Here is a 22,535-nt window from a genome sequence, read left to right as displayed (position 1 = left end):
AATTTTTTATGCCTGACTTTTTTATGCCTGACCTCCTGGCGAACGCGGTCGATAGTCGATCATGCTGGAAAACACCGCGATGCCGACGGCCATGGCCACGAAGAACAGCAGCGCGAGGAAGTACGAGCCCGACCACTGGACGATGACCCCGATCAGGATCGGCACCACCACGCCGGCCATGTTGCCGCAGAAGTTCATGGTGCCGCCGAGCACGCCGGCGCGCGCCGGGCCGCCGATGACGGCCGGCAGGCTCCAGTACATGCCGCAGAATCGAATAAAGAACAGTGCCACGCACAGCAGGGCGACCACTACCGCCGAGTCGGCGATATAGGCGGCCGCGAGAATGCAGGCGGCGGCCACCAGCGACGAGCCGCTGAACATCGTGCGCATGACGAGGTTCGGCGAGGCGCCCGATGCCTTCCACTTGTCGCCGATATAGCCGCCGATCAGTTCGCCGACGAAACCCGACATGAAGATCAGGAACGTGGCGCCGCCCATCGCGGCGATATTGAAGCCGTGCGCCTTGTGCAGGTAGCTCGGCATCCATGTCAGCAGGCCGTAGAACACGGCAAGGATGCAGCTGTAGCCGGCGAACATCGCGAGCACCGAGCGGTCGCGGATGAGTTCGCGCATCGGAATCTTCTCTGCCGCGGCGTGGTTGTCCGTGGCGTTGCCGCGCGCGATATGCTCGAGCTCGGCCGCATTGACGTCCGGATGCTCCGACGGATGGTTGCGGATATAGCGCCAGGCCAGCAGGCCGGCGAGCATCGTACCGATGCCGGCGATGACGAACGCGATGCGCCACGAACCCAGCCACGAGATCAGGCCCGCGATGATGATGGCGCCGAACGCGCTGCCCAGCGGGGCGCCGCCATCGACGAGCACCGCGCCGCGGCCGCGCTCGTGCGGCGTGAGCCACGAGCCGATCAGCTTGGCGCCGGACGGCATGATCGGCGACTCCGACACGCCCAGGCCCATGCGCGTCAGCAGCAGGATGATCCAGTTGTGCGAGGCCGCGGCAAGGGCCTGGAAGGCGCCCCAGGCGATGGTCGCGGTGGCGATGATGCCGCGCGTATGGTAGCGGTCCAGCATCATGCCGGCGGGAATCTGCATGAGCGCGTAGGACCAGAAGAACGCGCTGAGCATCAGGCCCTCGATGGCGGGCGTGAGGTTGAACTCGGGAGCGATCAGCGGCAGCGCGACGGACAGCGACGCGCGGTCGATGTAGTTGATCGCGGTCAGCAGCAGCATGATCAGGAAAATGCGCCAGCGCACGTTGGTGGGCCGCATGGCGGCGGCGTGGGTTGCGGCGTGGGGTGCGGCCGCATTCGAGAGTGCGGTCGAAGAGGCGGTGGGATGCGTCGATGGCATGGCTGTCTCGTCCTTGTGATTGTTCCCGGCAATGTATGAGCAGCCATCGCACAAGGCTAATGACGGGATGTGATCACGCGATAACCAACGGATATGCGGAGGGCGTTCGGTGGCGTTTGGTTATCGGGGCATCACGCCTTTTCATTAGGCAGCGCCGGGGCAGGTTTGTAACGTTGAAGCCGGAGACACCTCAGGACGACAACATCATGCATGCCTTCCCCTATTACTTTCCGACCACGCTCAAGTTCGGCAACGGCCTCGCGGCGCAGGCCGGCGCGTTGATCCGGCCGTTCGTCCCCGCCAGCGCCAAGCTGCTGGTCGTCACCGACGAAGGCCTGATGCGCAGCGGCGTGCTCGATGGCTTCTTCGCCTCGCTGCGCGCGGCCGAGATCGCCTATGAGACATTCGACGGCGTGGCGCCGAACCCCGATACCGGCGTGCTCGAGCGCGCGGTGGCGTTCCTCAGGCAGCATGGCTGCACGGCGGTGGCCGGCGTCGGCGGCGGCAGCAGCATCGATACGGCCAAGGGCGTGGCCGCGATGGCGACCAGCGCGGGTTCGATTCTCGACTACGAGGGATACGACCGCATTCGCGAGGCACCGCTGCCGATCATCGCGATGCCGACCACATCGGGCACGGGCAGCGAATGCACGGCATCCACCGTGTTCACGAATCGCGAGACGCTGTTCAAGACCGTGATCATCAGCCCGAAGCTGTTCCCGCAGCTGGCGATTCTCGATCCCGAACTCACGCTGAAACTGCCGCCCGCGATTACAGCGGCCACCGGCATGGACGCGCTCACGCATGCGATCGAGTCGTACGTGTCGAAGCAGGCCAACCCCATCAGCCAGGCGCTGGCGCTGCACGCCATCCGCATGATCGGCCGCAGCCTGCGCAAGGCGTACTACGTGGGCGCGGACCTGCAGGCGCGCGAAGACATGCTGCTCGGCTCGTTCCTGGCCGGCGTGGCGTTCTCGCAGTCAAAGCTCGGCAATGTGCACGCCATCTCCCACACGATGGGCGGCGTGTTCGATATCGCCCATGGCATCGCCAATGCCGCGCTGCTGCCCTACGTGGTGGCATTCAACGTGCCCGCATGTCCCGAACGCTTCCGCGATATCGCGCAGGCCCTCGGCGCGGACGTCACGGGCCTCGACGATCTGACGGCCGCGCAGCGCGTGGTGGAGGAGGTCCGGACGCTCAATCGCGCGCTGAACATCCCTTCGAATATCCGCGAGCTCGGCGTGGATCTCGCCCATCTGCCGCAGATGGTCAAGGACTCGATGCGCAGCGGCAATGTGCTCGTGAATCCGCGACTGACGAATGCGGGCGATATCGAACGCATCATCGTTGCGGCACATCGCGGGAATATCGAAGAACTCGTTTAACTACGCTTCAGGAAGCACCATGTATTACGAAATGCGAACGTACACGGTCCAGATCGGCAAGATGAAGGACTATCTGAAACACTTCGAGAAGGAGGGCCTGCCCGTCATCTCGCGCTACGCGAAGCTCGTCGGCTGGTGGTACACCGAGATCGGCGAGCTGAACCAGGTCGTGCACATCTGGGCGTACGAAAGCCTCGACGACCGCATCGCGCGCCGCAATGCGCTGTACGAGGACAAGGACTGGCTCGAGAAATTCGTGCCCGTGGCGTTTCCGATGCTGGTCAACATGGAGTCGAAGCTGCTGCGTCCCGCCGACTTCTCGCCAATCAAATAACGTCGGTCAGGCGGCGTCGTCGTCGGGAAGGGGCGCCGTCCGGTGCGCCCGCAACGCATCGATGAGCAGGCGCGCGCCCGGCGACAGTTGCGCGCCGGTGCGCGTGATCACGCCATACGGATCTTCCAGCGCGCGCATCGGGACGGGCAGCCGCACGAGCATGCCGAAGCGTTCGCCGAACTCGGCCACCGCGCGCGGCATCACCGCGACGAGGTCCGGCGTTTCCTGCAGCATCGTCAGCATTGCGAACGCGGAGGCAGTTTCGAGCGGATAGCGGGGCAGGTCGATGCCCGCGTCGCCGAGTTCGCGCTCGAGCGTATTGCGCATCGGCGTGTTTACCGGATATGCCATCCACGGCAGGCCGGCCAGATCGGCCAGCTCCAGCGCCGCGGCGCCGGCCAGCCGGTGCGATGGCGCGGCGACGACGGCCAGCGGTTCCATTTCCAGCGCCATGCACTCGTACGCGCCCGGACGACGGCTTACGCCGCATCGACAAAGGGCGAGGTCGATGCGACCTTCGTCGAGGAGTGCAAGCAGCGTGGCGCTGGTGTTCTCGATGATCTCGACCGACAGATGCGGCTGTTCCGCGCGCAAGGCGGCGATCGCGCGGGTCAGCAGCGGAATGGCGCCCATGATCACGCCCACCGCGAGGTGCCCGCCATGACCGTGGGCAATCGCGGTGATCTCCGCATGCAGGTGCTCGAGGTCGCTGTAGATCAGCCGCGCATAGCGTGTCACGCACTGGCCGAGTTCGTTGGCCACGAGCCCCTTGGGCTGCCGCTCGAACAACGCCATGCCGAGGATGTCCTCGATCTCGCGGAGCGCCTTGGTGGCGCCCGGCTGCGAAATGGCGATCTCGTCGGCGGCCTTGTGCAGCGAACCGTGATTGTCGAGCGCGATCAGCAGCCGCAACTGCTTGAGGCGCAGGCGCGACGCGATGGTGGCGAGGGAGGGCAGGGGCGTGGAACGCATGCGGGGCGCGCAAAAGCCCACACTATACCAACGACGTTGCTGGCGGGACATAACCGGCAAGCATCGGCCGATCAGGTCTTTTCATTAGCCGCGCGGCGCGACGCCCCATAGAGTGCTCCGACATCGATGAAGGAGACACGCATGACCATCCGGCATTTCCAGCAATTCATCAACGGCGGGCAGGTCGCCGCCAGCGGCGTCGTGCTTTATAGCGTGGACGCCACCACGGGCGAGCGTCTGCCCTACACGTTCCGCGAGGCCACGGCGGGCGAAGTGGCCGCGGCGGCCAGCGCGGCCGCGGCGGCCTACCCGGCCTTTCGCGCACTGTCGCCGGAGCGCCGCGCGCGCTTTCTCGACGCCATTGCCGATGGTCTCGACGCGCTCGATGCCGGCTTTATCGAACTGGTCTGCCGCGAGTCCGCGCTGCCGCCGGCGCGCATCGCCGGCGAGCGCGCGCGCACGAGCGGTCAGTTGCGGCTGTTCGCCACCGTGCTGCGGCGCGGCGACTACCTGGGCGCGCGCATCGACCTCGCGCAGCCGCAACGCAAGCCGCTGCCGCGCGCGGACCTGCGCCAGTACCGCATTGGCGTCGGCCCCGTGGCCGTGTTCGGCGCGAGCAACTTCCCGCTGGCCTTCTCGACGGCGGGCGGCGATACCGCGTCGGCACTCGCGGCCGGTTGCCCGGTCGTGTTCAAGGCTCACCCGAGCCATATGGCAACGGCCGCGATGGTGGCGGAGGTCATCGTCGCCGCGGCGGACCGCACGGAGATGCCCGCCGGCGTGTTCAACATGATCTATGGAGACCGCGTGGGCGAGCCGCTGGTCAAGCATCCGGAGATTCGTGCGGTCGGCTTCACGGGGTCGTTGCGCGGCGGCCGCGCGCTCTGCGACATGGCGGCGGCGCGCCCGCATCCGATTCCGGTGTTTGCCGAGATGAGCAGCGTCAACCCGGTATTGCTGATGCCCCATGCGCTCGAACGGCGCGGCGCGACGATTGCCACGCAGCTCGCGGCGTCGGTCGCGCTGGGCGCCGGGCAGTTCTGCACGAACCCCGGGCTCGTGCTCGCGGTGCGTTCCCCGGCGCTCGGCGCGTTTGTCGAGCATCTGCAGGCGGCCATCACCGGTATTGCCCCGCAGGTCATGCTCAATACCGCGGGGCTTGCGCACTACCAGCAGGGGGTTGGACGCTTTGCCGATACGCCGGGCATGATGCTGCTCGCGCAAGGCGTGGCCGAGACCGGCCGCGCGCCGGCCCAACTGTGGCGTGCCGACAGCGCGCTGCTGTTTCAGGCGGATGGGCGATTGCAGCAGGAAGTGTTCGGTCCCTGCACGGTGCTCGTCGAGTTCGACGATGCCGAACAGCTGCACAAGGCCGTGCAGGCGCTAGAGGGCCAGCTCACGGCCACGGTGATCGCGGAGCGCGAGGACCTTGCCGGTGCCGGCGCGCTCGTTGCCGTGCTGGAAGAGAAAGCGGGCCGCCTGCTGATCAACGCCTACCCGACCGGCGTCGAGGTATGCGATGCGATGGTGCACGGCGGCCCGTATCCGGCCACGTCGGATGCGCGCGGCACGTCGGTAGGCACGCTGGCGATCGATCGTTTTCTGCGGCCCGTGTGCTATCAGGATTTCGACGACGCGCTGTTGCCCGAGGCATTGCGCGATGGCAATCCGCTAGCGATCGAGCGTCTGGTCAACGGCGTTCGCACGCGCGACGCCGTCGTCCGTCCACAATAGGCGCCGTGCCTAGACGGCGGCGTTGCGAACGATCACGTCGTCCCGCTCCGCGCCGGTGGTAACCATCGTCACCGGCACGCCGACTTCGGCCTCGATCGCCTCGATCAGCGCCACTGCCTCCGCAGGCAGCGCATCCATCGTGCGCGCGCCCTGCGTCGGCCGCGACCAGCCGGCAAACTCGCGCAGCACGGGCCGTACCCCAGCCAGCGCGGCATCGCTCGCGGGAATGTAGTCGATGCGCTGGCCATCGCGTTCGTAGCCGACGCAGAGGCTGATGGAAGCAAAGCCGTCGAGCACGTCGAGCTTGGTCAGCGCCAGGCGGTCGATGCCGCCCACCTTGACGGCCTGCCGCAGCTGCACCGCATCGAGCCAGCCGCAACGGCGCGGACGCCCCGTGTTCACGCCATACTCGCGGCCGCGATCGCGCAGCATCCCGCCGAGTTCGCCGTCGAGCTCCGACACGAACGGACCTTCGCCCACGCGCGTTGCATAGACCTTGCTCACGCCGAGCACATGCCCGATGCGCGACGGCGCGATACCGGTGCCGCTGGCCGCGCCCGCGGCCACCGTGCTCGACGACGTCACGTACGGATAGCTCCCCCAGTCGATATCGAGCATCACGGCCTGCGAACCTTCGAATACGACCGACTGGCCATCGCGGTGGGCAACGTCAAGTTGCTCCCACACGCGGCCGACGAACGGCAGGACCTTCGGCGCCATGGCGAGCAGGGCATCCAGCAGCGGCGCCTTCTCGAACGTCTCCAGACCCAGGCCGCGGAACCATGCATTGTGGTGCGCCAGCAGCAGGTCGAGCCGTGCCGACAGGTATTCGGGATTGGCGAGGTCGCAGACCCGCAGCGCGCGGCGGCCCACCTTGTCTTCGTAGGCCGGGCCGATGCCGCGCAGCGTGGTCCCGAGCGGGCACTCCTGCAGGCGCGTCCGCAATTGTTCCTGCGCGGCATCGATGGCCCGGTGAATGGGCAGCACGAGCGTCGCGGTCTCGGCGATCTGCAGCAGATCGGGCGTGATGCGCACGCCAAGCGCCTCCATGCGCGCGATCTCGGCGAGCAGCGCTTCGGGATCGAGCGCCACGCCATTGCCGATGACGCCGCGCTTGCCGCGCACCACGCCGCTCGGCAGCAGCGCGAGCTTGTAGGTCTTGCCGTCGATCACGAGCGTATGGCCCGCATTATGGCCGCCGTTGTAACGGGCGACGATATCCGCGCGCTCCGCGAGCCAGTCCACGATCCGGCCCTTTCCTTCATCGCCCCACTGTGCGCCCACTACCACGACGTTCGACATCCGATCAGCTCCTGTTGTGATGAAAAGAGACAGGTCCGACGCCATGCCGTGTCCTGCGGACGAAATGTAGCCGCCATCCACGCCGATGAAAATCGATATAAACTCAGCGTTCTTGTCAGGAAAACTCACATAGACGATGCCGCGCCGATTGCCGCCACTGAACGCCGTCCGCGTCTTCGAGGCCGCCGCGCGCCTCGAGAGCTTCAGCGCCGCCGCGGACGAGCTGTCCGTGACCCATGGCGCGGTCAGCCGGCAGGTGGCGCAACTGGAGTCGTGGCTCGGGCATGGGCTGTTCGACCGGGTAGGCCGGCGCGTGGTCCTGACGCCGCTTGGGCGCCGGTATCTGTCCGAGGTATCGGCCGCGCTGGACCGGCTCGCGCTCGCCACCGCGGAGCAACTGAAGGCCACGCGCCAGCAGGTCATCCGCGTCAACGCGCCCACCACGTTCGCCCTGCGCTGGCTGTTGCCGCAGCTATCGAATTTCCAGCTGACCCATCCGTCGATCGAGGTCCGTCTGACGACCTCGGACGAGCCCATCGAGCGTGTGCGCGAGCCGTTCGACGTGGCCATTCGCGGCGGCGAGCAGCAGCCCGCGGGGTATGTCGTCACCGAATTCCTGACGGAGGTGCGGCTGCCCGTGTGTTCGCCGAAGGTGCTCCAGGCGCATCCGATTCGCGACGTGTCGGACCTCGCGCATCACACGCTGCTGCATACCGCGACCTATCCGGAGCTCTGGGCGCAATGGCTTACGGCATGCGGCAGCCCGCAACTGGCCGGCGGCCAGTCGCTGCAGCTCGACCATTTCTATCTGACGCTGCAGGCCGCGATCGACGGGCTGGGGATCGCCATGGGCCCCACGGCGCTCGTGGCGCTCGATGTCAGGGAAGGGCGCCTCGTCTTTCCGTTCGAGGGGCCCGCGCTACCCGCATGGCGATACGGCTGCTATGTGCACAACGCGCGCCGCGAGGAACCCGCGATCGTGGCGTTCACCACGTGGCTGCTGGAAGTCGGGGCGAAATTCTCGGCAGCCTAGGCTGCCGGCACCCTCATGGGCGCCAGACGCGCTCGTATCCGAGGTCGATCACGCCATGCGCCGGCTCGCGCGTGGAGCCGCGCACGACCAGATCGCCGGGCACGACTTCGCTGAGCCCGGAGCCGGTGCCCGTGCCCTGTAATTGCGCTTCGATCATGGCCACCGCACGTGACGACATTGCGCGCACCGGCTGGCGGTACGTCGTCAGCGAGATCTGCGGCCAGCCCGCCATCTGGATATCGTCGAACCCGACGATGGAAATGTCGCGGCCAATGGTGAGCCCGAACTCCGTGCGCGCTACACCCAGCGCGGCGATGGCCATATGGTCGCTGGCGCAGAAGATCGCATCGGGCGGATTGGCGCCGCCGAGCATCTGCCGTGCGATGCCCTCGGCCTCTTCGAACGCGTAATTCGCCACCCCGCGCGCCACGGGCTTGCCGGCGGCGCCGAGCGTGCCGAGAAACGCGGCCTCGCGCGCCTTGCCCGTGGACGAGGTCTCCAGTCCGGCGATAAACGCAAAGCGCTCGTGTTCGCAGGCGAGCAGAAAGCGAGCAATTGCTTCCGCGCCGCCGTGGTTGTCGCCGACCACGCTCGAGACCGTGCTGCGTTCGGTGGTGCGGTTGAGCTGCACCACCGGCAGGCCGATCTTCTGGCATTCGTCGGCGAGCCCTGACGAGAGCGACGACGAGACGAGGATCAACGCATCGACGCGGTAGTTGAGCATCTCGTCGAGCACGGGATCGGGCGTGCCGCGCGCGGGGGCGTTGAAGAGCAGGATGCGATAGCCGGCGGTGGCGAGGTCGGCGGACAGGGCTTCGAGCATCGCCGCGTAGAACGGGTTCTGCAGGCCGGGAATCACCACGCCGATGATCGTCGACCGGCGCTTGATCAGCGAGCGCGCGATCAGGTTGGGGCGGTAGCCGAGCTGTTCGGCCGCCGCCTGCACGCGTTGCCGGGTCTCCTCGGAGATGCTGGCCCCGGGTGTGAAGCAGCGCGAGACGGCCGACTGCGAAACGCCCGCGAGCGCCGCCACATCGTGCGCAGTGGGCGCACGGCGCGGTGCCGCCATGACGCTGGCGGGTGGGGTTGCGCCCGGCTGCTTTTCCCGACTCGAAGCCATGTCACCCTGATGTGCGAAGTAGACCGGCCAGCATTGTCGCAGATTACCGCGCGCAACCCGTCACAACGGCGGTGCGGCCCCGTGCGCCTGCGCCATGGCCACGATCACCTTGCGCGGACCGCTGAACGGCTCGCGCGCGTGCGCGGTCAGCATGTTGTCCAGCATCACCACGTCGCCCTGCTGCCAGGGGAATACGATCTTGTGCGCGTCCAGCACGCCGCGCACGGCATCGAGCTCGGCGTCGGCGATGGGCGTGCCGTCGCCATAGAACACGTCGCGCGGCAGATTGTCGGCCCCGACCGCATCGACCAGTACCTCGCGCATCTCCTCCGTCAGCGCCGAGGCGTGGAACAGGTGCGCCTGGTTGAACCAGACCGGGTCGCCCGTGACGGGATGCGTCGCGACGCCCTGTACCAACTGTCGTGTGCGCAGTTCGCCATCGTCCTTCCATTCGCACGCGATCCGATGGCGCGCGCAGTACGCTTCCACTTCGGACCGTTCCCCGGTGTTGAACACCTGCTGCCAGGGCACGTCGAGCCCGTTGCCGTAGTTGCGCACATACATGAGCCCGCGCGAGGCAAAGCGTTCGCGCGTGCCGGCGTCCACGGCGCGATAGATCGCCCGGCTGTCGGCAATCGGCGTTTCGCCGCCGACCGGTGCCGCGGTCTCGCAATAGAACCAGATCTTCATGGGCCAGTCGCGCGTGTACGCCTGCTCGTTATGCAGGGGAATGGACTGGTGCGCGGGGTACTCGGTGGACGTGTAGACGCCGCCCGTGACCTGGCTCCGCGGCGTGGAGCCGAACTCGTAAGTCAGCAGCGGATGGCCAAAGCCCGCCGCGAACGCGCGGAAGCCTTCGGCACCGCCGACGTCGAAGCCGCGCAGCAGGACGCCGCCCACGGTAAGCAGCGTGGCTTCGATATCGGCCCGCAGGCGCGGCAGTGCCTCGAGCAACGATTCGCCCGCCCGCGTGGCGCTGACGATGCGCGGCAGTTCGCCCTGCAGGATGGCGGGCGTCGGTTGCGAAAGATCGGTCATGCGAACCTCTTGTCGTTGGGTGTGATGGTCTGGCGCGAATGCGCGGGGGAGACCGTTGGCGACAGTGCGATGGCCGCCCGATAGTGCCGGAGCTCCGCGCAATCGTTCGGGAGCGCGAGCGACCACACGCGCGTGGTGCCGCCGTCGTCGGCATGCCAGGCGCGGGATGCGCCCGGGACGAAGGTCGTCGCCTGCCAGCGCGGATCGGCGATGCCCATGGCGGTGGCCTTGGCATAGGCCTCCCTTACGGTCCATAGCGTGTAGAAGCGGTCCATGCGCGCGGCGTCGTCGGCCAGCGCGGCCAGGCTTGCCGTTTCGCGCGCGGAGAACGTGACCTGCGCGAGCGGCAGCGGTGCAACGGGCGCGCACTGCTCGAGATCGATGCCCACGGCCTCGCATGCGGTGTCCGGCGCCATGGCAATCGCGCCCCATGCACCGCTGTGCGAGACGTTGAAGCACCATCCGCCCGCGCCGCGGCCGAGGCGTGGCTTGCCGCGCGCGCCGGTCTCGAATGGCACATCGCGCGGCGAGGTGCCGAGGCGGCTGGCCAGCAGCCTGCGCAACGTGCCGCGCACGGTGGCGAAGCGCGCGCGATCGGCGCGCTGCCGGTACTGGCGCAGACGCTGATGCTCCGCATCGCCGAGGTCGGCCAGCAGGTCGTCCGGCGGTTCGTGCGCGGTGGGAATATGCACGAGCCACCAACGCACCGCGTCTTCCTCCGTGCCTTGGAACGTGTTCTCGATCAGCATGGCGCGACGGCATCCGGCACGCGGCTGTCCGCAAGCAGGCGCGCCATGCGCGCGAGCAGGTCCGGCACGGCGTCGCGCACGAAGAAATGCCCGCCGTCGTACCACGTGACCGAGGTCGGCCCGGTGGACTCGCAACGCCAGCCGGTAATGGCCTGTCCGACCGCACGATCGTCGCGTCCGCCAAACGCATGCAGCGCGCACGCGAGTGGCGCCGTGGCACGCGGCCGATAGCTGGCGCACGCGCGATAGTCGGCGCGCAGGATCGGCAAGGCGATGGCCATCATCTCGGGATCGTCGAGCAGTTCGCGCGGCGTGCCGCCAAGCGCCCGCATCTGCGCGAGCAGGCTCGCGTCGTCGAGCGGCCCGGCAAACCGCGAGGGGTCGCGCAGCGCGGGTGCGGCGGCGCCCGCCACGAACAGCGCGCGCGGCGGATGCCGGTCACGCAGCCGGTGGGCGAGTTCGTGCGCGAGCAGCGCGCCCATGCTGTGCCCGAACAGTGCATAGGGCTGACCGGGCAAAAGCTGACGCGTCAGCGCGTGTTCGAGGTCGTCGCATAGCGCGCCGAAGTCCTCGCACAGCGGCTCGGCCGCGCGCGCGCCGCGTCCTGGCAACTCCAGCGGCGCAACCCGGAGCGCAGGCTCTGGCGGTTGCCCTGCCACGGCAGGCAGATGACGGCGCCAACCCGCGTAGAGCGCGGCACTGGCGCCCGCATTGGGCAGGCACCAGAGCGTCACGGGATCGTGCATCGTGCGGGGTCCGTCAGTGCGTGCCGGCGGCTGTGCCGTCCATCTGGGCGCGCAGGGTGGCCGGGCGCATGTCGGTCCAGTGCTCCTCGATATAGGCCAGGCACTGCGCGCGCGGCGCGGTGACGCCCACGGTCCGCCAGCCCGCGGGTACGGGGCGATAGGCGGGCCAGATCGAATATTGCTGCTCGTCGTTGATCACGACGTGGAAATCGATGGTGTCGCTGTCGATGCTCATGTTGTCGGTCTCCCGGTGTCGATATGGCATAGACGAACGGCCCCTGTGCGGATTTAGCACGGCGCCGGGGTAAATATCGCGCGCGCCGGTTCGTCACTGGGGGACAACCCCGTATCGGAACAGTCGGAGAAAGGTGCGACAGCATGAACAATCGAGCAATGGAATACGACTTTCTGGGCATCGGCTTCGGCCCGTCCAACGTGGCGCTCGCCATCGCCATGGAGGAGTACGCCGCCAGCCACGGCACGCGCGCCCAGTTCGCGTTCATCGAACGCAAGCCGTCGTTCGTCTGGCATGGGGGCATGCTGCTGGAAGACGCGGACATGCAGATCTCGTTCATGAAGGACCTCGTGACGCTGCGCAACCCGCGCAGTGCCTACTCGTTCATCAGTTATCTGCATGCGAAGGGGCGGCTGGAATCGTTCATCAACCTGAAGACGTTCTTTCCGTCGCGGCTCGAGTTCAATGACTACCTGTCGTGGGTGGCCGGTCATTTCGAGAACCGCTGCCATTACGGCGAAGACGTGGTCGAAATCCTCCCCGACTATGGCGTGGGGTCGGCCGCCGCCACGGCGGCCGGTACCGGTGGCGGGGTGCGCCGCCTGGTGGTGCGCTCGCGCGATGCGGATGGCCGTCTGCACGAGCGCTTTGCGCGGAACCTCGTCATCGGCGTGGGCGGGGAGCCTTTGGTGCCGGACGCGTTCGAGGGCGTGCGCGATGCGCGCATCGTCCATTCGTCACGTTACCTCGAGCATCTGCGCGCGAATCCGGGGCTGCGGCCGCGCCGCGTGGCGGTGATTGGCGGCGGGCAGAGCGCGGCCGAGGTCTATATGGACCTCGTGCAGCGCTTTGGCGAGGCGTCGGTCTCGCTGATCATGCGCGGCGGCGCGCTCAAGCCGTCCGACGACAGCCCGTTCGTGAACGAGATCTTCAACCCTGGCTTTACCGACTATATCTACTGGCAGCCCGACGAGCGCCGCCGCCGCATGCTCGAGGAGTTCCGCAACACCAACTATTCCGTGGTGGATCTGGATCTTATCGAACGCATCTATCAACTGCTGTACCAGCAGCGCGTACGCGGGCATGCCCAGCATGCGTTGCTGGCCAGCCGCGATATCGAGCTCGTGACGCCATCGGCCGACGGCATCGAATGTGTATTGCGCGATCGCGGGGAGGGCGGCACCGAGCGTCATGTCTATGACCTCGTCGTGGTGGCCACCGGCTATCGGCGCGATGCGTACCAGCGCATGCTCGCGCCGCTCGGCGCATTGCTGCCCGCGGAAGGGTTTGGCGTCGATCGGCGCTACCGGCTCAAGACGTGCGAGTCGTGCGAGCCGCAGATCTTCCTGCAGGGCGCCTGCGAGGACAGCCATGGGCTCAGCGATACGCTGCTGTCGGTGCTGTCGATCCGTTCGCAGGAGATCGTCGAGGCGCTGCATCAGGGCGCCGGCGACGGGGGGGCGCTGCCCGCGCTGGATGCCGTGTCCCGCGCGCAGGCATCGATGGCCGAACCGGTGCCGATGTCGCAATGACGATGCAGGCGGCCGGCTGTCGCCGGGCCGCCTGCTCGCGCGGCAATCAGGCGACGCTCAGGCCGCGGCCTCGGCGCGCGGCAGGTACAGGCCCTCGCCAAAGAAACGCTCGCGCAGCAGCATCACCAGCATCGCGCGCTTGTGCGGGAAATCGAACTCCTTGACCTTGGAGAAGCCGGCCTTGTCGAGGTTGGCGATCTGCCGGTGATGGTCGGCGCGCGGTTCGCCGACGATGCGTTGCGTGCGCGGATCGTCGAGGAACTGGAAATGCTGGATGGCCGGAAACCACGCGGTCAGGAACGACTTGCCGCGGAAGGCGGGCTCGCCGATCAGCACGTGCCAGCCACGGTCGTGATCGTGCGCGTCGTAGAACGGCGCCAGACGGTTCTCCTTGCCCCAGTAGATCTCGAAGTAGCCGAACGGAGAGTCGTCGAGGCTGACCACGAGCGGCAGCATGTGCGGGTCATCGACGAGCCCCTGCAGATAGCGGCGATGCTTGTCCTCGTCGCCTTCCTCCTGCCAGAAGTACGCCACGTCGGGATCGTTCATCCAGCGATGCAGCAGCGCGGTGTCGTCCTCTACCGTGGCGGCACGCAGCTTGAGCGTGCGGCCGAGCCAGGGAATGTAGCGCGCGTAGACGGTGCCGCCGGGTTTGGGGGCACGCACGGGATGCCGCTTCTCGCCGGTCATCGTGTAGCGCAGCGGATACGGCGTTTTCTCCGGCATCCACAGCGGCGCATGCTGCCACAGCATCTCGGCCCGGCATTGGTGCTGCGCGCGCGGCAGGCCATGTGCCGGTTCGGCGAGGCCCATGCGCGATAACGCATCGAGCGTGGCCGCGTGCTCGATATCGAGGCCGACCGTGCGCACGCCCCAGTGCGTCGTGATGGCCTCCAGTGCCGCGAGTGTGGCGTCGGTCAGCGGCTTGCCATCGAGGGTGGTGCTGGCCAGCCGCAGCACGGGCGTCTGCGCGGGCACGAGTACGAAGCTGGCCTCGGCTTCGGCGGCGCCCTGTGCGCGCACCGTCAGGCGGTCGGCGTCCGCGGCGACGAGGAGCGATCTGCCGCTGGCCTCGAAGGCGCGGAAGCCCTGGATGGGTGTGAATGCAGTCGACATGGTGTTTTCCCGGATCTGTTTGCACGGCCCCACACGGGGCCGATATCCGGGGAGACGCATTGGGCCGGGGCGAATTTAGGTAGCTGTTCGTCACCGCACTCGATTAAAATGCGAATCGTTCTCAAAACCGCCGGATCGCCATGCATATCCGCACGTTTCGAATCTGGTATCTGGTCCATAAATGGACCAGCCTCGTCTGCACCGTCTTCCTGCTCCTGCTGTGCCTGACCGGGCTGCCGCTCGTGTTCGGGCACGAGATCGACCATTGGTTCGGCAATGGCGTGGAAGCGCCGGAGATGCCCGCGGATACGGCGCGCATGCCGGTGGATCGCATCGTCGCTGACGCGCTCGAGCGGCGGCCGGGCTCGGCTGTGCGCTTTGTTACGGCGGACGACGAGGAGCCGGTGTGGTTCGTGTCGTTGTCCTCGCGCGAGTCGCCGCGCCAGGGCGGCGCGCTGCTGACCTACGACGCGCGCACGGGCGATCTGCTGCGCGATACGCCGCTGCGCTCGGGCTTCATGCTGATCATGGTCAAGCTCCATACCGATCTGTTCGCGGGGCTGCCGGGGACGCTGTTCCTCGGCTTCATGGGGCTGCTGTTCGTGGTGTCGATTGTGTCGGGCGTGGTCGTGTATGGCCCGCTGATGAAGAAGCTGCCGTTCGGCACGGTGCGCCGCGAACGTTCGCCGCGCCTCAAATGGCTCGACCTGCATAACGTGCTGGGCATGGCGACGCTCTCCTGGCTGACGGTGGTGGGCGTTACCGGTGTGCTGCTGACGCTGGCCAAGCCGACCTACGGCATCTGGCAATCGACGGAACTGAAGGCGATGGTCGCGCCGTTCGTGGGGCAGGGCGCGCCGCGCGCGCTGAGCTCGCTGGACAAGGCGATTGGCCTGGCACAGGCCGAGGAGCCGCATATGACGACGGCGTTTGTCGCGTTTCCGGGGACGCCGCTCGCGGGGCCGCGGCACTATGCGGTGTTCATGCGCGGCGATGCGCATATCACGTCGCGGCTGATCAAGCCGGTGCTCGTGGATGCGGAGTCTGGCGCGTTCGCCGCCAAGCGCGATATGCCGTGGTATGTGGCGGCGCTGCGGATCTCGGGGCCGCTGCATTTCGGGGATTATGGCGCGATGCCGCTCAAGGTGCTGTGGGCTGTGCTCGATGTGATTGCCATCGTGCTGCTTGGTAGTGGCCTGTATCTGTGGATTGGGCGCACACGGCAGATGCAGTCGCGCCTGCGCGATATCGAAGCCACGCATCGGGCGGCGGCACCGGCCAATGCGGGAGCCGCGCGATGAGCGGCGACCGCAAGGCGACGGGCACGTTTCTGTGGATCTACGGCGCACCGCTGTGGCTCGCGGCCATCGGCCTCGTGGGCCTGGCCGCGGCGCTGTTCGCCGATGGCATCTGGGACTGGATCTCGTGGATCGCGCTCGGGGCGATGACGGCGACGGGGCTCTGGTATGCGCTGAAGCCCGCCGCGAGGGCACGCGAGGCCGCGCCCAGTCGTGCGGCCACCCTGCCGGGCGCGGAGCGCGAGCCTCGTGCGGATGGGCGTTGATGGGGCGGGTGCGTGCCTCCCTTGCCCGGCGCGGCGCGCGAGCCTCGTGCGAGAGCGGTGCGCCGGCGATGGCCCGGCGCGAAGCACGAGCCTCGGACGAACGGTGCGCCGGCGATGACCCGGCGCGGCGCGCGAGCCCCGTGCGAACGGTGCGCCGGCGAGGGCCCGGCGCGGAGCACGAGCCCCGTGCGAACGGTGCGCCGGCGATGGCCCGGCGCGAAGCACGAGCCTCGGACGAACGGTGCGCCGGCGATGACCCGGCTTGGAGCGCGAGTCCCGTGCGAATGGTGCGCCGGCGATGGCCTGGCGCGGAGCGTGAGTCTCGGCCGAACGGTGCGCCGGCGATGGCCCAGCGCGGGGCAGGCGGCCGGCGCGGGATTAGCGTGCCAACGTCGCCACCTCGCCCTGCGCGACCTTTGCGCCGACCGCCGCGAGCCAGTCCGCCGCGCGGACGATGCCGAGGTGGGTCGCGTCGATACGCTGCGCCGCCGTGCACGACGGCAGTAGCGCGTGCATGCGGGCGATGTCGGTCGTCGCCCGGTCCGCGGTCCACCAGTTGTCCACCGCCACGCGTACAGGCGCGATCGTCACCGCACCAACCAGCGCGCGCAGGCGCGTCGCCGTGCCGAGCATACGCGTGACTTCCGCCTGAATGTCGGCATCCGGCGCACCGCCGGCCTGCGCGAACGCGGCGCGCACGATGCGTTCGACGCGCGCGGCCCCGTCGGCCTCCGCCCTCGCAGCTTCCACCTCTACCGCCAACGCGGCGCGGTCGAGCCCCGGCAATGCCTGCCCGAGATAATCGACCAGTTCCTCGATCGACCCGCGCGGCTGGCTCACGTGGTCCGCGGCCTTTGGCACATGACTGTCCACGAGACCAACGAAGGCAACCGTCTCGCCACGCTGTTCGAGCAGCGACGCGATGCGCGCCGCCAGCGCGCCACCGAGCGACCAGCCGAGCAGGTGATAGGGCCCGCGAGGCTGCGTACGGCATACAGCCTCGACATGGGCAAGCGCAAGTGCCTCGATGTCGTCGAAGCGTTCGACCGGCGGGCACGCCAGACCGTACACCGTGCGCTGCCCATCGAGCGCCTGTGCCAGCGCGGCATAGTCGGACACGGTACCGAACGAGGCATGCACGCAGAACAGCGGAGCAGCCCCGGCAACCGCGCGATTGAGCCGCACCGCATGGTCCCGCGCCTCGGGCTCCGCCTCGCCGCGCGAACGTCGATCGATGACCTCGCCAAGCGTGACGATCGACGGATACTGCATCAGATCGCGCAGTTCCACGTGCATGCCCGCAGCAGCGGAACGCAACTGCGCCAGCACCTGCAGGCACAGCAGCGAGTGCGCGCCAGCCTCGAACACATTGTCATGCACGCCGATGCGTGGCACGCCAAGCGCACGCGCCCACACATCCGCGAGCCAGCGCTGCGTCGGCGTACGCGGCGGGACATAGCCCGGCACCGAAGCCGGCCGCCCAGGCTCGGCCACCGGCGGCACCGCATCGGTAGCACCCAATGCCGCATCGGGCTGGCCGACCATGCGGGCGAGGATATCGAGATACAGATCGCGCCATTGCGCAATGGTCGCCGCATCGAACAGATCGGTGGCATAGCCCAGCATGCCCTGCAGCGCGCCGGTCTCGTCCTCCTGCGTGTCGAGCGACAGATCCATCTTGGTCCGCCGCGAGAGCCGTTCCACGGGTTCCACGGTCAGGCCGGCAATGCGCCGCGCCGCGCCGCGGTCGCGCCGCTGATGGTTCGCCATCGCCTGGAACAGCGGATTGCGCGACAGATCGCGCGCGGGCTGCAACGCTTCCACGAGCTGCTCGAACGGCAGGTCCTGATTGGCCTGCGCATCGGCCGCGGTCTGCCGCACCTGCGCAAGCAGTTCGCGATAGGTCATGGTGGGCGCCAGCCGCGCGCGCCACACCTGCGTATTGATAAACACCCCGACCACCTCCGCGGTTTCCGCGCGATGGCGATTGGCAATCGGCACGCCGATGCACGGCGACGTCTGCCCCGACACACGATAGAGCAGCGCCTGGAACGCGCCGAGCAGCACCGCGAACAGCGTCGTGTTGGACGACTGTGCAAGCCCCCGGAGTTGCGCGACCAGTGCCGGTGCGAAGTCAACGGGCACCACGTCGGCCCTATGCGACGGCGTGGCCGGACGCGCGCGATCGGTCGGCAGCGCCAGCACACGCGGCGCCCCATCCAGATGCGCGCGCCACCAGTCCAGCTGACGCGCGATGGCGGCCGTCTGCTCGGGACGCCGTTGCCACGCGGCGTGGTCCGCGTACTGCTGGGCCAGTGGCGCGAGGGTGACCGCATTGCCGGTGGCAAAGCCCGAATAGAGCCGCGCGAACTCGTCGATTACGATGCCCATCGACCAGCCGTCGGCGACGATATGGTGCAGCGTGACCAGCAGCACGTGATCGTCGTCGGCGAGCTGGAGCAGCCGCACGCGCAACAGCGGACCCTGGCGCAGATCGAATGGGGCCAGCGCCTCGGCATCGGCATGCACGGGCGCGGTGTCCGGCGCCGCGCGCAGATCGGTGATGGCGATATCGACGCGGGCGGGCGCGTGAATGCGTTGCCAGACCTCGCTGCCTTCCGCGTCGAACGTGGTGCGCAGCGCTTCGTGCCGCGCCACGAGCGCATCGAAGGTCCGTTGCAGCGCGTCGCGATCGAGCGTGCCGCGCAGACGGACCGCGCGCGGGATGTTGTAGGTGCCGCCCTGCGGATCGAGTTGCCACAGGAACCAGAGCCGCTGCTGCGTGAACGATAGCGCGAGCGGACGCGTGCGGTCGGCGAGGGAGACGGCTGCGGGCGCGGTCACCGCCTGAGTTGCCGCCGGCGTGGCAGCGGGTGTCGCGGCGTCGATGGCCGCGGCAAGGTCAGTCAGCACCGGAGACTCGAACACCTGCCTCGGCAGCAGACGCCGACCGCCCTTCTTGAGCCGCGCAATGATCTTGAGCGTCAGGATCGAATCGCCGCCCAGCGCAAAGAAATTGTCCGTGGCGCTGACCTGCGGCACACCGAGCACGTCCTGCCAGACCTGCGCGAGCGCAGTCTCCGTTTCGGTCCGCGGTGGAACGAACGCGTGGGCCGTCGCTTCGGGATCGGGCAATGCGTGGCGATCGAGCTTGCCATTGGCGGTTACCGGCAGCCTGTCCACCGGCACCACATGCGACGGCACCATATGGTCGGGCAGGGCACCCCGCAGCGCGGCACGCACGGCGTCCGCCGTCACGCCGTCGAGCACGCACCAGGCCACGAGCCGGCCATCGCGCACGAGCACGGCCGCATCGCGTACGCCCGCGATGGCGCGCACCGCATGCGCGACCTCGCCGGGCTCCACACGGTATCCGCGAATCTTGACCTGATCGTCGGCGCGGCCGATGTAGTGGATGCGGCCGGCTTCATCCTGCCGCACGCGATCGCCGGTGCGATACATGCGGCCGCCGGGCACGATCGGATCCGGCAAAAAGCGGCTCGCCGTGACGCCCGCCTGCCGCAGATAGCCACGCGCGACCTGCGGTCCGCCCACGTACAGCTCGCCGGCCACGCCGCGCGGCACGGGGTTTCCCGCGCGGTCGAGCACATGGACATGTGTGCCCGGCAGCGGCAGGCCCGTGGGCACGGCTGGGCCGCCGGCCGCGAACGCGTCAGCTTCCGCATGATGGGTCAGCACGCCGACCGTGGTCTCGGTGGGACCGTAGTGGTTGAACAGCTGCATCTCGGGACGCAGCGCATGCAGGCGCGCGGCAAGCTCCGCGGACGTGGCCTCGCCACCGAGCACGAGCGCGTGGGCCGGCAGCACATGGGCTGCGTCCTTCGCCTCCAGCAGTCCGCGCAGATGCGCGGGGACGATCTTGAGCGCGCCGACGCCGTGCAACGCCATGTATTCGGCGAACCGATCGGGATCGGTCGCGCGCCGCGCCGATATCAGGTGCAGCAGATGGCCGCCGCACAGTGCGCCGAACAGCATCGTATGACCGAGGTCGGCGGCCGGCGTCGAGACCATCGCCATGCTCGATGCCTGCGGGAGGGCGAGCCGCGCGAGAACGCCGGCCGTGTAGTGGGCGATTGCCCGATGGCTGACGACCACGCCCTTCGGTGCACCCGTCGATCCCGATGTGTAGATCAGGTAGGCGCCCTGATCGGGCCGCCACGGGTTGGCCGGCGCATCGGTCCGCGGCGTGGCCGTCATGGGATCGATGACGGGCAACGGCGTCGCGCCGACGGGTGTGCCCACGATGGCCATCGCCCCCGCATCGTGCGGCAATTGCCGAGGGCGCTCGGCGGGGGTGGCCGTCATGGGGTCGATGACGGGCAACGGCGTCGCGCCGACGGGTGTGCCCACGATGGCCATCGCCCCCGCATCGTGCGGCAATTGCCGAGGGCGCTCGGCAGGCGTGGCCGTCATGGGGTCGATGACGGACAACGGCGTCGCGCCGACGGGTGTGCCCACGATGGCGACCGCACCCGCATCGTGCAGCAATTGCCGAGGGCGCTCGGCAGGCGTGGCCGTCATGGGGTCGATGGCGGGCAACGGCGTCGCGCCGACGGGTGTGCCCACGATGGCCACCGCATCCGCATCGTGCAGCAACTGCCGAAGGCGCTCGGCGGGCTGGGCCGGATCGAGCGGCAGGCAGATGGCGCCCGCCTTCAGCACGCCGAGCCAGCCGACACCGAACGCCACCGATCGATCGATGCATAGCGCCACCACGCTTTCCGCGCCGACACCCTGTGCGCGCAGCGCATGGGCGATACCGTTGGCGAGCGCATCGGCCCGCGCGCGCGTAAGCACGGTGGCGTCGTCCTGCAGCGCCGGGGCGTCGGGATTGGCGGCCAGATGCTGTTGCCAGCGGTCCAGCACGCCGGGCGCCGGAGGCGCGGGTTCGCCGCGCACGATACCGTCCCGGTCCGAGGTGGGCAGCGCGAGGGCGCCCAACGGTTGCCCCGAGTCGTCGGCCATGGCCTGCAGCCCGGATTCCAGCTGACGCAGCAGCGTGGTCATGGCGTCGTCGTCGAACGCATCGCGCCGGTAGGCGAGCGTCAGATGCAGCTGCGCTTCGGCAACGGCGATCAGGCTCAGCGCGAAGTTGTTGCGGCCATGCGTGGTTACCGCCTCGCCGGTGCCCGTGGGCTGGCGCAGATCGAGCAGGCGGATCGCGAGGCCGTCGATCGGTTGCCGCAGCGCGGCATCGACCGGATAATTTTCGAACACCACGATGCTCTCGAACAGCGCGCCGCCGTCCGTACCGCCTTCGCGCAGACGCTGGATATCGGGCAAGGGCGTATGTTCATGCTGCTGATTGGAGACGGCCTGCCGCTGCACGGCCTGCCACCAATCGCGCACGGCCATATCGGCCGGCACCGGCACATACTGCGGCAGCGTGTTGATAAACAGGCCGACGGTCTGCTCGATGCCGGGCAACTCCCCCGAACGGCCCGAAACGGTCGTGCCGAACATCGCGCCATCGGTGCCGGCGTGGCGCGCGAGCAGCCAGCCCCATGCGGACTGAACGATCGTATTGAGCGTGACACCGGCGCCGCGCGCGCGATCGCGCAATGCGGCGCTGAGCGCGGGACCGCAACTGAGCTTCTGCTCCGCATAGCCCGCGCGTGCCGCGCGTTGCGCAATGCCCTCATACGGCATGGGCGTGCGCCCGTCGGCGAGATCGAGCACCGACTGCCAGTGCGCGAGCGAGCCGGCATGGTCGCGCTGGCCGAGCCATAGCAGATAGCTGCTGAACGGGCGCGACAGCGGTGGCAGCGCGTCGCCGCGATAGGCGCGCAGCACGTCGGACAGCGCAATGCCGACGCTCCAGCCATCCATCTGCACGTGGTGAAAGCTCCAGGCCAGCCACCATTGGTCCGCGCCGATCCGCATGAGCCGCAGCCGCAGATCGGCGGCACGGCGAAAGCCGAAGCCTTCCGCGCGTTGCACAGCGAGCCACGCCTCGAGCGCGGCACGCTGGCTCGTTGCATCCTGATCCCGCCAGTCGACCTGTTCGAGCGTGACGGGGCGGCGCTTGTAGATGACCTGCAGCGGGGTATCGCTTTCGCCGACGATATAGTCGGTGCGGAGGGCCTGATGGCGATCGGCGGCTTGCTGCCACGCCTGCTCGAAGCGCGGCACGGAGAGGTCGCCCTCCAGCACGAAGACGCGCTGGTAGTGATAGGGATCTTCGTGCCCGCGTTCGAGGGCGTGGAACAGTACCCCCTGTTGCAGCGGCGTGAGGGCCGCGATGGTTTCGATATCCTGCTTGCGTCGTTCCGAAGTCATG

Annotated in this window: 17 protein-coding genes; 7 read left to right on the top strand and 10 right to left on the bottom strand. The window is 68.4% G+C overall.

The annotated features are described in order from the left end of the window. Positions 1-21: 21 nt before the first annotated feature. Positions 22-1,371: an MFS transporter gene (locus FOB72_RS24390; protein WP_150375234.1), complete on the bottom strand. Its 1,350-nt coding sequence runs from the start codon at positions 1,369-1,371 to the stop codon at positions 22-24. Positions 1,372-1,577: 206 nt separating this feature from the next. Between FOB72_RS24390 and FOB72_RS24385 the strand changes: the two genes are divergently transcribed. Both FOB72_RS24385 and FOB72_RS24380 read left to right on the top strand, forming a co-directional pair. Then, complete coding sequence (locus FOB72_RS24385; protein WP_150375233.1) at positions 1,578-2,759, top strand: iron-containing alcohol dehydrogenase; 1,182 nt, start codon at positions 1,578-1,580, stop codon at positions 2,757-2,759. A 19-nt stretch (positions 2,760-2,778) separates the two neighbouring features. Further along, positions 2,779-3,093 carry an NIPSNAP family protein gene (locus FOB72_RS24380; RefSeq protein ID WP_150375232.1) on the top strand — a complete coding sequence of 105 codons (315 nt, stop codon included), beginning with the start codon at positions 2,779-2,781 and terminating at the stop codon, positions 3,091-3,093. 6 nt (positions 3,094-3,099) lie between these two features. Here FOB72_RS24380 and FOB72_RS24375 read toward each other — a convergent pair whose 3' ends face one another. Further along, on the bottom strand, positions 3,100-4,065 hold the full coding sequence (locus tag FOB72_RS24375) for a LysR family transcriptional regulator (protein ID WP_150375231.1): 966 nt from the start codon (positions 4,063-4,065) through the stop codon (positions 3,100-3,102). 141 nt (positions 4,066-4,206) lie between these two features. Here FOB72_RS24375 and FOB72_RS24370 point away from each other — a divergent pair, with 141 nt between their 5' ends. After that, positions 4,207-5,799, top strand: coding sequence for an aldehyde dehydrogenase (NADP(+)) (locus FOB72_RS24370; RefSeq protein ID WP_150375230.1), 1,593 nt, complete (start codon positions 4,207-4,209; stop codon positions 5,797-5,799). 9 nt (positions 5,800-5,808) lie between these two features. On the opposite strand, the gene FOB72_RS24365 is transcribed toward FOB72_RS24370, so the two are convergent. Continuing rightward, entirely contained in the window at positions 5,809-7,101 is a 1,293-nt protein-coding gene (locus tag FOB72_RS24365) for an adenylosuccinate synthase (RefSeq protein ID WP_150375229.1), read from the bottom strand. A 136-nt stretch (positions 7,102-7,237) separates the two neighbouring features. On the opposite strand from FOB72_RS24365, the gene gcvA reads away from it, so the two are divergent. After that, complete coding sequence (gene gcvA / locus FOB72_RS24360; RefSeq protein ID WP_150375228.1) at positions 7,238-8,134, top strand: transcriptional regulator GcvA; 897 nt, start codon at positions 7,238-7,240, stop codon at positions 8,132-8,134. A 13-nt stretch (positions 8,135-8,147) separates the two neighbouring features. Here gcvA and FOB72_RS24355 read toward each other — a convergent pair whose 3' ends face one another. From FOB72_RS24355 to FOB72_RS24335, 5 genes are read right to left on the bottom strand one after another with little or no spacing between them, the layout of a single operon-like run. Continuing rightward, positions 8,148-9,254 carry a LacI family DNA-binding transcriptional regulator gene (locus tag FOB72_RS24355; protein WP_223851786.1) on the bottom strand — a complete coding sequence of 369 codons (1,107 nt, stop codon included), beginning with the start codon at positions 9,252-9,254 and terminating at the stop codon, positions 8,148-8,150. A gap of 60 nt (positions 9,255-9,314) precedes the next feature. Continuing rightward, entirely contained in the window at positions 9,315-10,292 is a 978-nt protein-coding gene (locus FOB72_RS24350) for a TauD/TfdA family dioxygenase (RefSeq protein ID WP_150375227.1), read from the bottom strand. Beyond that, complete coding sequence (locus FOB72_RS24345) at positions 10,289-11,041, bottom strand: 4'-phosphopantetheinyl transferase family protein (RefSeq protein WP_150375226.1); 753 nt, start codon at positions 11,039-11,041, stop codon at positions 10,289-10,291. Before FOB72_RS24345 ends, FOB72_RS24350 begins: the two co-directional genes overlap by 4 nt. Next, positions 11,035-11,787: a thioesterase II family protein gene (locus tag FOB72_RS24340; protein WP_150375225.1), complete on the bottom strand. Its 753-nt coding sequence runs from the start codon at positions 11,785-11,787 to the stop codon at positions 11,035-11,037. Before FOB72_RS24340 ends, FOB72_RS24345 begins: the two co-directional genes overlap by 7 nt. 13 nt (positions 11,788-11,800) lie before the next feature. Next, complete coding sequence (locus tag FOB72_RS24335; RefSeq protein WP_150375224.1) at positions 11,801-12,022, bottom strand: MbtH family protein; 222 nt, start codon at positions 12,020-12,022, stop codon at positions 11,801-11,803. Between the two features lie 143 nt (positions 12,023-12,165). Here FOB72_RS24335 and FOB72_RS24330 point away from each other — a divergent pair, with 143 nt between their 5' ends. Then, a complete protein-coding gene (locus FOB72_RS24330; RefSeq protein ID WP_223851785.1) occupies positions 12,166-13,554 on the top strand; it encodes a lysine N(6)-hydroxylase/L-ornithine N(5)-oxygenase family protein in 1,389 nt (462 codons plus the stop codon). Positions 13,555-13,611: 57 nt separating this feature from the next. On the opposite strand, the gene FOB72_RS24325 is transcribed toward FOB72_RS24330, so the two are convergent. Continuing rightward, the gene (locus FOB72_RS24325) at positions 13,612-14,670 is read right to left on the bottom strand and encodes a GNAT family N-acetyltransferase (protein ID WP_150375223.1); all 1,059 of its coding nucleotides are present in this window, start codon (positions 14,668-14,670) and stop codon (positions 13,612-13,614) included. Between the two features lie 140 nt (positions 14,671-14,810). Between FOB72_RS24325 and FOB72_RS24320 the strand changes: the two genes are divergently transcribed. Both FOB72_RS24320 and FOB72_RS24315 read left to right on the top strand, forming a co-directional pair. After that, a complete protein-coding gene (locus tag FOB72_RS24320) occupies positions 14,811-15,971 on the top strand; it encodes a PepSY-associated TM helix domain-containing protein (protein WP_150375222.1) in 1,161 nt (386 codons plus the stop codon). After that, on the top strand, positions 15,968-16,234 hold the full coding sequence (locus FOB72_RS24315) for a hypothetical protein (RefSeq protein ID WP_150375221.1): 267 nt from the start codon (positions 15,968-15,970) through the stop codon (positions 16,232-16,234). Before FOB72_RS24320 ends, FOB72_RS24315 begins: the two co-directional genes overlap by 4 nt. Before the next feature lie 378 nt (positions 16,235-16,612). Here the strand turns inward: FOB72_RS24315 and FOB72_RS24310 are convergent, their stop codons facing one another. Beyond that, positions 16,613-22,534, bottom strand: coding sequence for a condensation domain-containing protein (locus FOB72_RS24310; protein WP_150375220.1), 5,922 nt, complete (start codon positions 22,532-22,534; stop codon positions 16,613-16,615). Position 22,535: the final 1 nt, after the last annotated feature.

The organism is Cupriavidus pauculus (assembly GCF_008693385.1).
Classification (GTDB): Bacteria; Pseudomonadota; Gammaproteobacteria; order Burkholderiales; family Burkholderiaceae; genus Cupriavidus; species Cupriavidus pauculus_D.
The sequence above is the reverse complement of the archived record's forward strand: the minus strand, read 5'-3'. Positions and strand labels throughout refer to the sequence as shown.

Bases quoted from the DNA above. Each gene is read 5' to 3' on its own strand.
- FOB72_RS24390 (WP_150375234.1), bottom strand. From the start codon at position 1,371: ATGCCATCGACGCATCCCACCGCCTCTTCGACCGCACTCTCGAATGCG.
- FOB72_RS24385 (WP_150375233.1), top strand. From the start codon at position 1,578: ATGCATGCCTTCCCCTATTACTTTCCGACCACGCTCAAGTTCGGCAAC.
- FOB72_RS24380 (WP_150375232.1), top strand. From the start codon at position 2,779: ATGTATTACGAAATGCGAACGTACACGGTCCAGATCGGCAAGATGAAG.
- FOB72_RS24375 (WP_150375231.1), bottom strand. From the start codon at position 4,065: ATGCGTTCCACGCCCCTGCCCTCCCTCGCCACCATCGCGTCGCGCCTG.
- FOB72_RS24370 (WP_150375230.1), top strand. From the start codon at position 4,207: ATGACCATCCGGCATTTCCAGCAATTCATCAACGGCGGGCAGGTCGCC.
- FOB72_RS24365 (WP_150375229.1), bottom strand. From the start codon at position 7,101: ATGTCGAACGTCGTGGTAGTGGGCGCACAGTGGGGCGATGAAGGAAAG.
- gcvA (WP_150375228.1), top strand. From the start codon at position 7,238: ATGCCGCGCCGATTGCCGCCACTGAACGCCGTCCGCGTCTTCGAGGCC.
- FOB72_RS24355 (WP_223851786.1), bottom strand. From the start codon at position 9,254: ATGGCTTCGAGTCGGGAAAAGCAGCCGGGCGCAACCCCACCCGCCAGC.
- FOB72_RS24350 (WP_150375227.1), bottom strand. From the start codon at position 10,292: ATGACCGATCTTTCGCAACCGACGCCCGCCATCCTGCAGGGCGAACTG.
- FOB72_RS24345 (WP_150375226.1), bottom strand. From the start codon at position 11,041: ATGCTGATCGAGAACACGTTCCAAGGCACGGAGGAAGACGCGGTGCGT.
- FOB72_RS24340 (WP_150375225.1), bottom strand. From the start codon at position 11,787: ATGCACGATCCCGTGACGCTCTGGTGCCTGCCCAATGCGGGCGCCAGT.
- FOB72_RS24335 (WP_150375224.1), bottom strand. From the start codon at position 12,022: ATGAGCATCGACAGCGACACCATCGATTTCCACGTCGTGATCAACGAC.
- FOB72_RS24330 (WP_223851785.1), top strand. From the start codon at position 12,166: ATGAACAATCGAGCAATGGAATACGACTTTCTGGGCATCGGCTTCGGC.
- FOB72_RS24325 (WP_150375223.1), bottom strand. From the start codon at position 14,670: ATGTCGACTGCATTCACACCCATCCAGGGCTTCCGCGCCTTCGAGGCC.
- FOB72_RS24320 (WP_150375222.1), top strand. From the start codon at position 14,811: ATGCATATCCGCACGTTTCGAATCTGGTATCTGGTCCATAAATGGACC.
- FOB72_RS24315 (WP_150375221.1), top strand. From the start codon at position 15,968: ATGAGCGGCGACCGCAAGGCGACGGGCACGTTTCTGTGGATCTACGGC.
- FOB72_RS24310 (WP_150375220.1), bottom strand. From the start codon at position 22,534: ATGACTTCGGAACGACGCAAGCAGGATATCGAAACCATCGCGGCCCTC.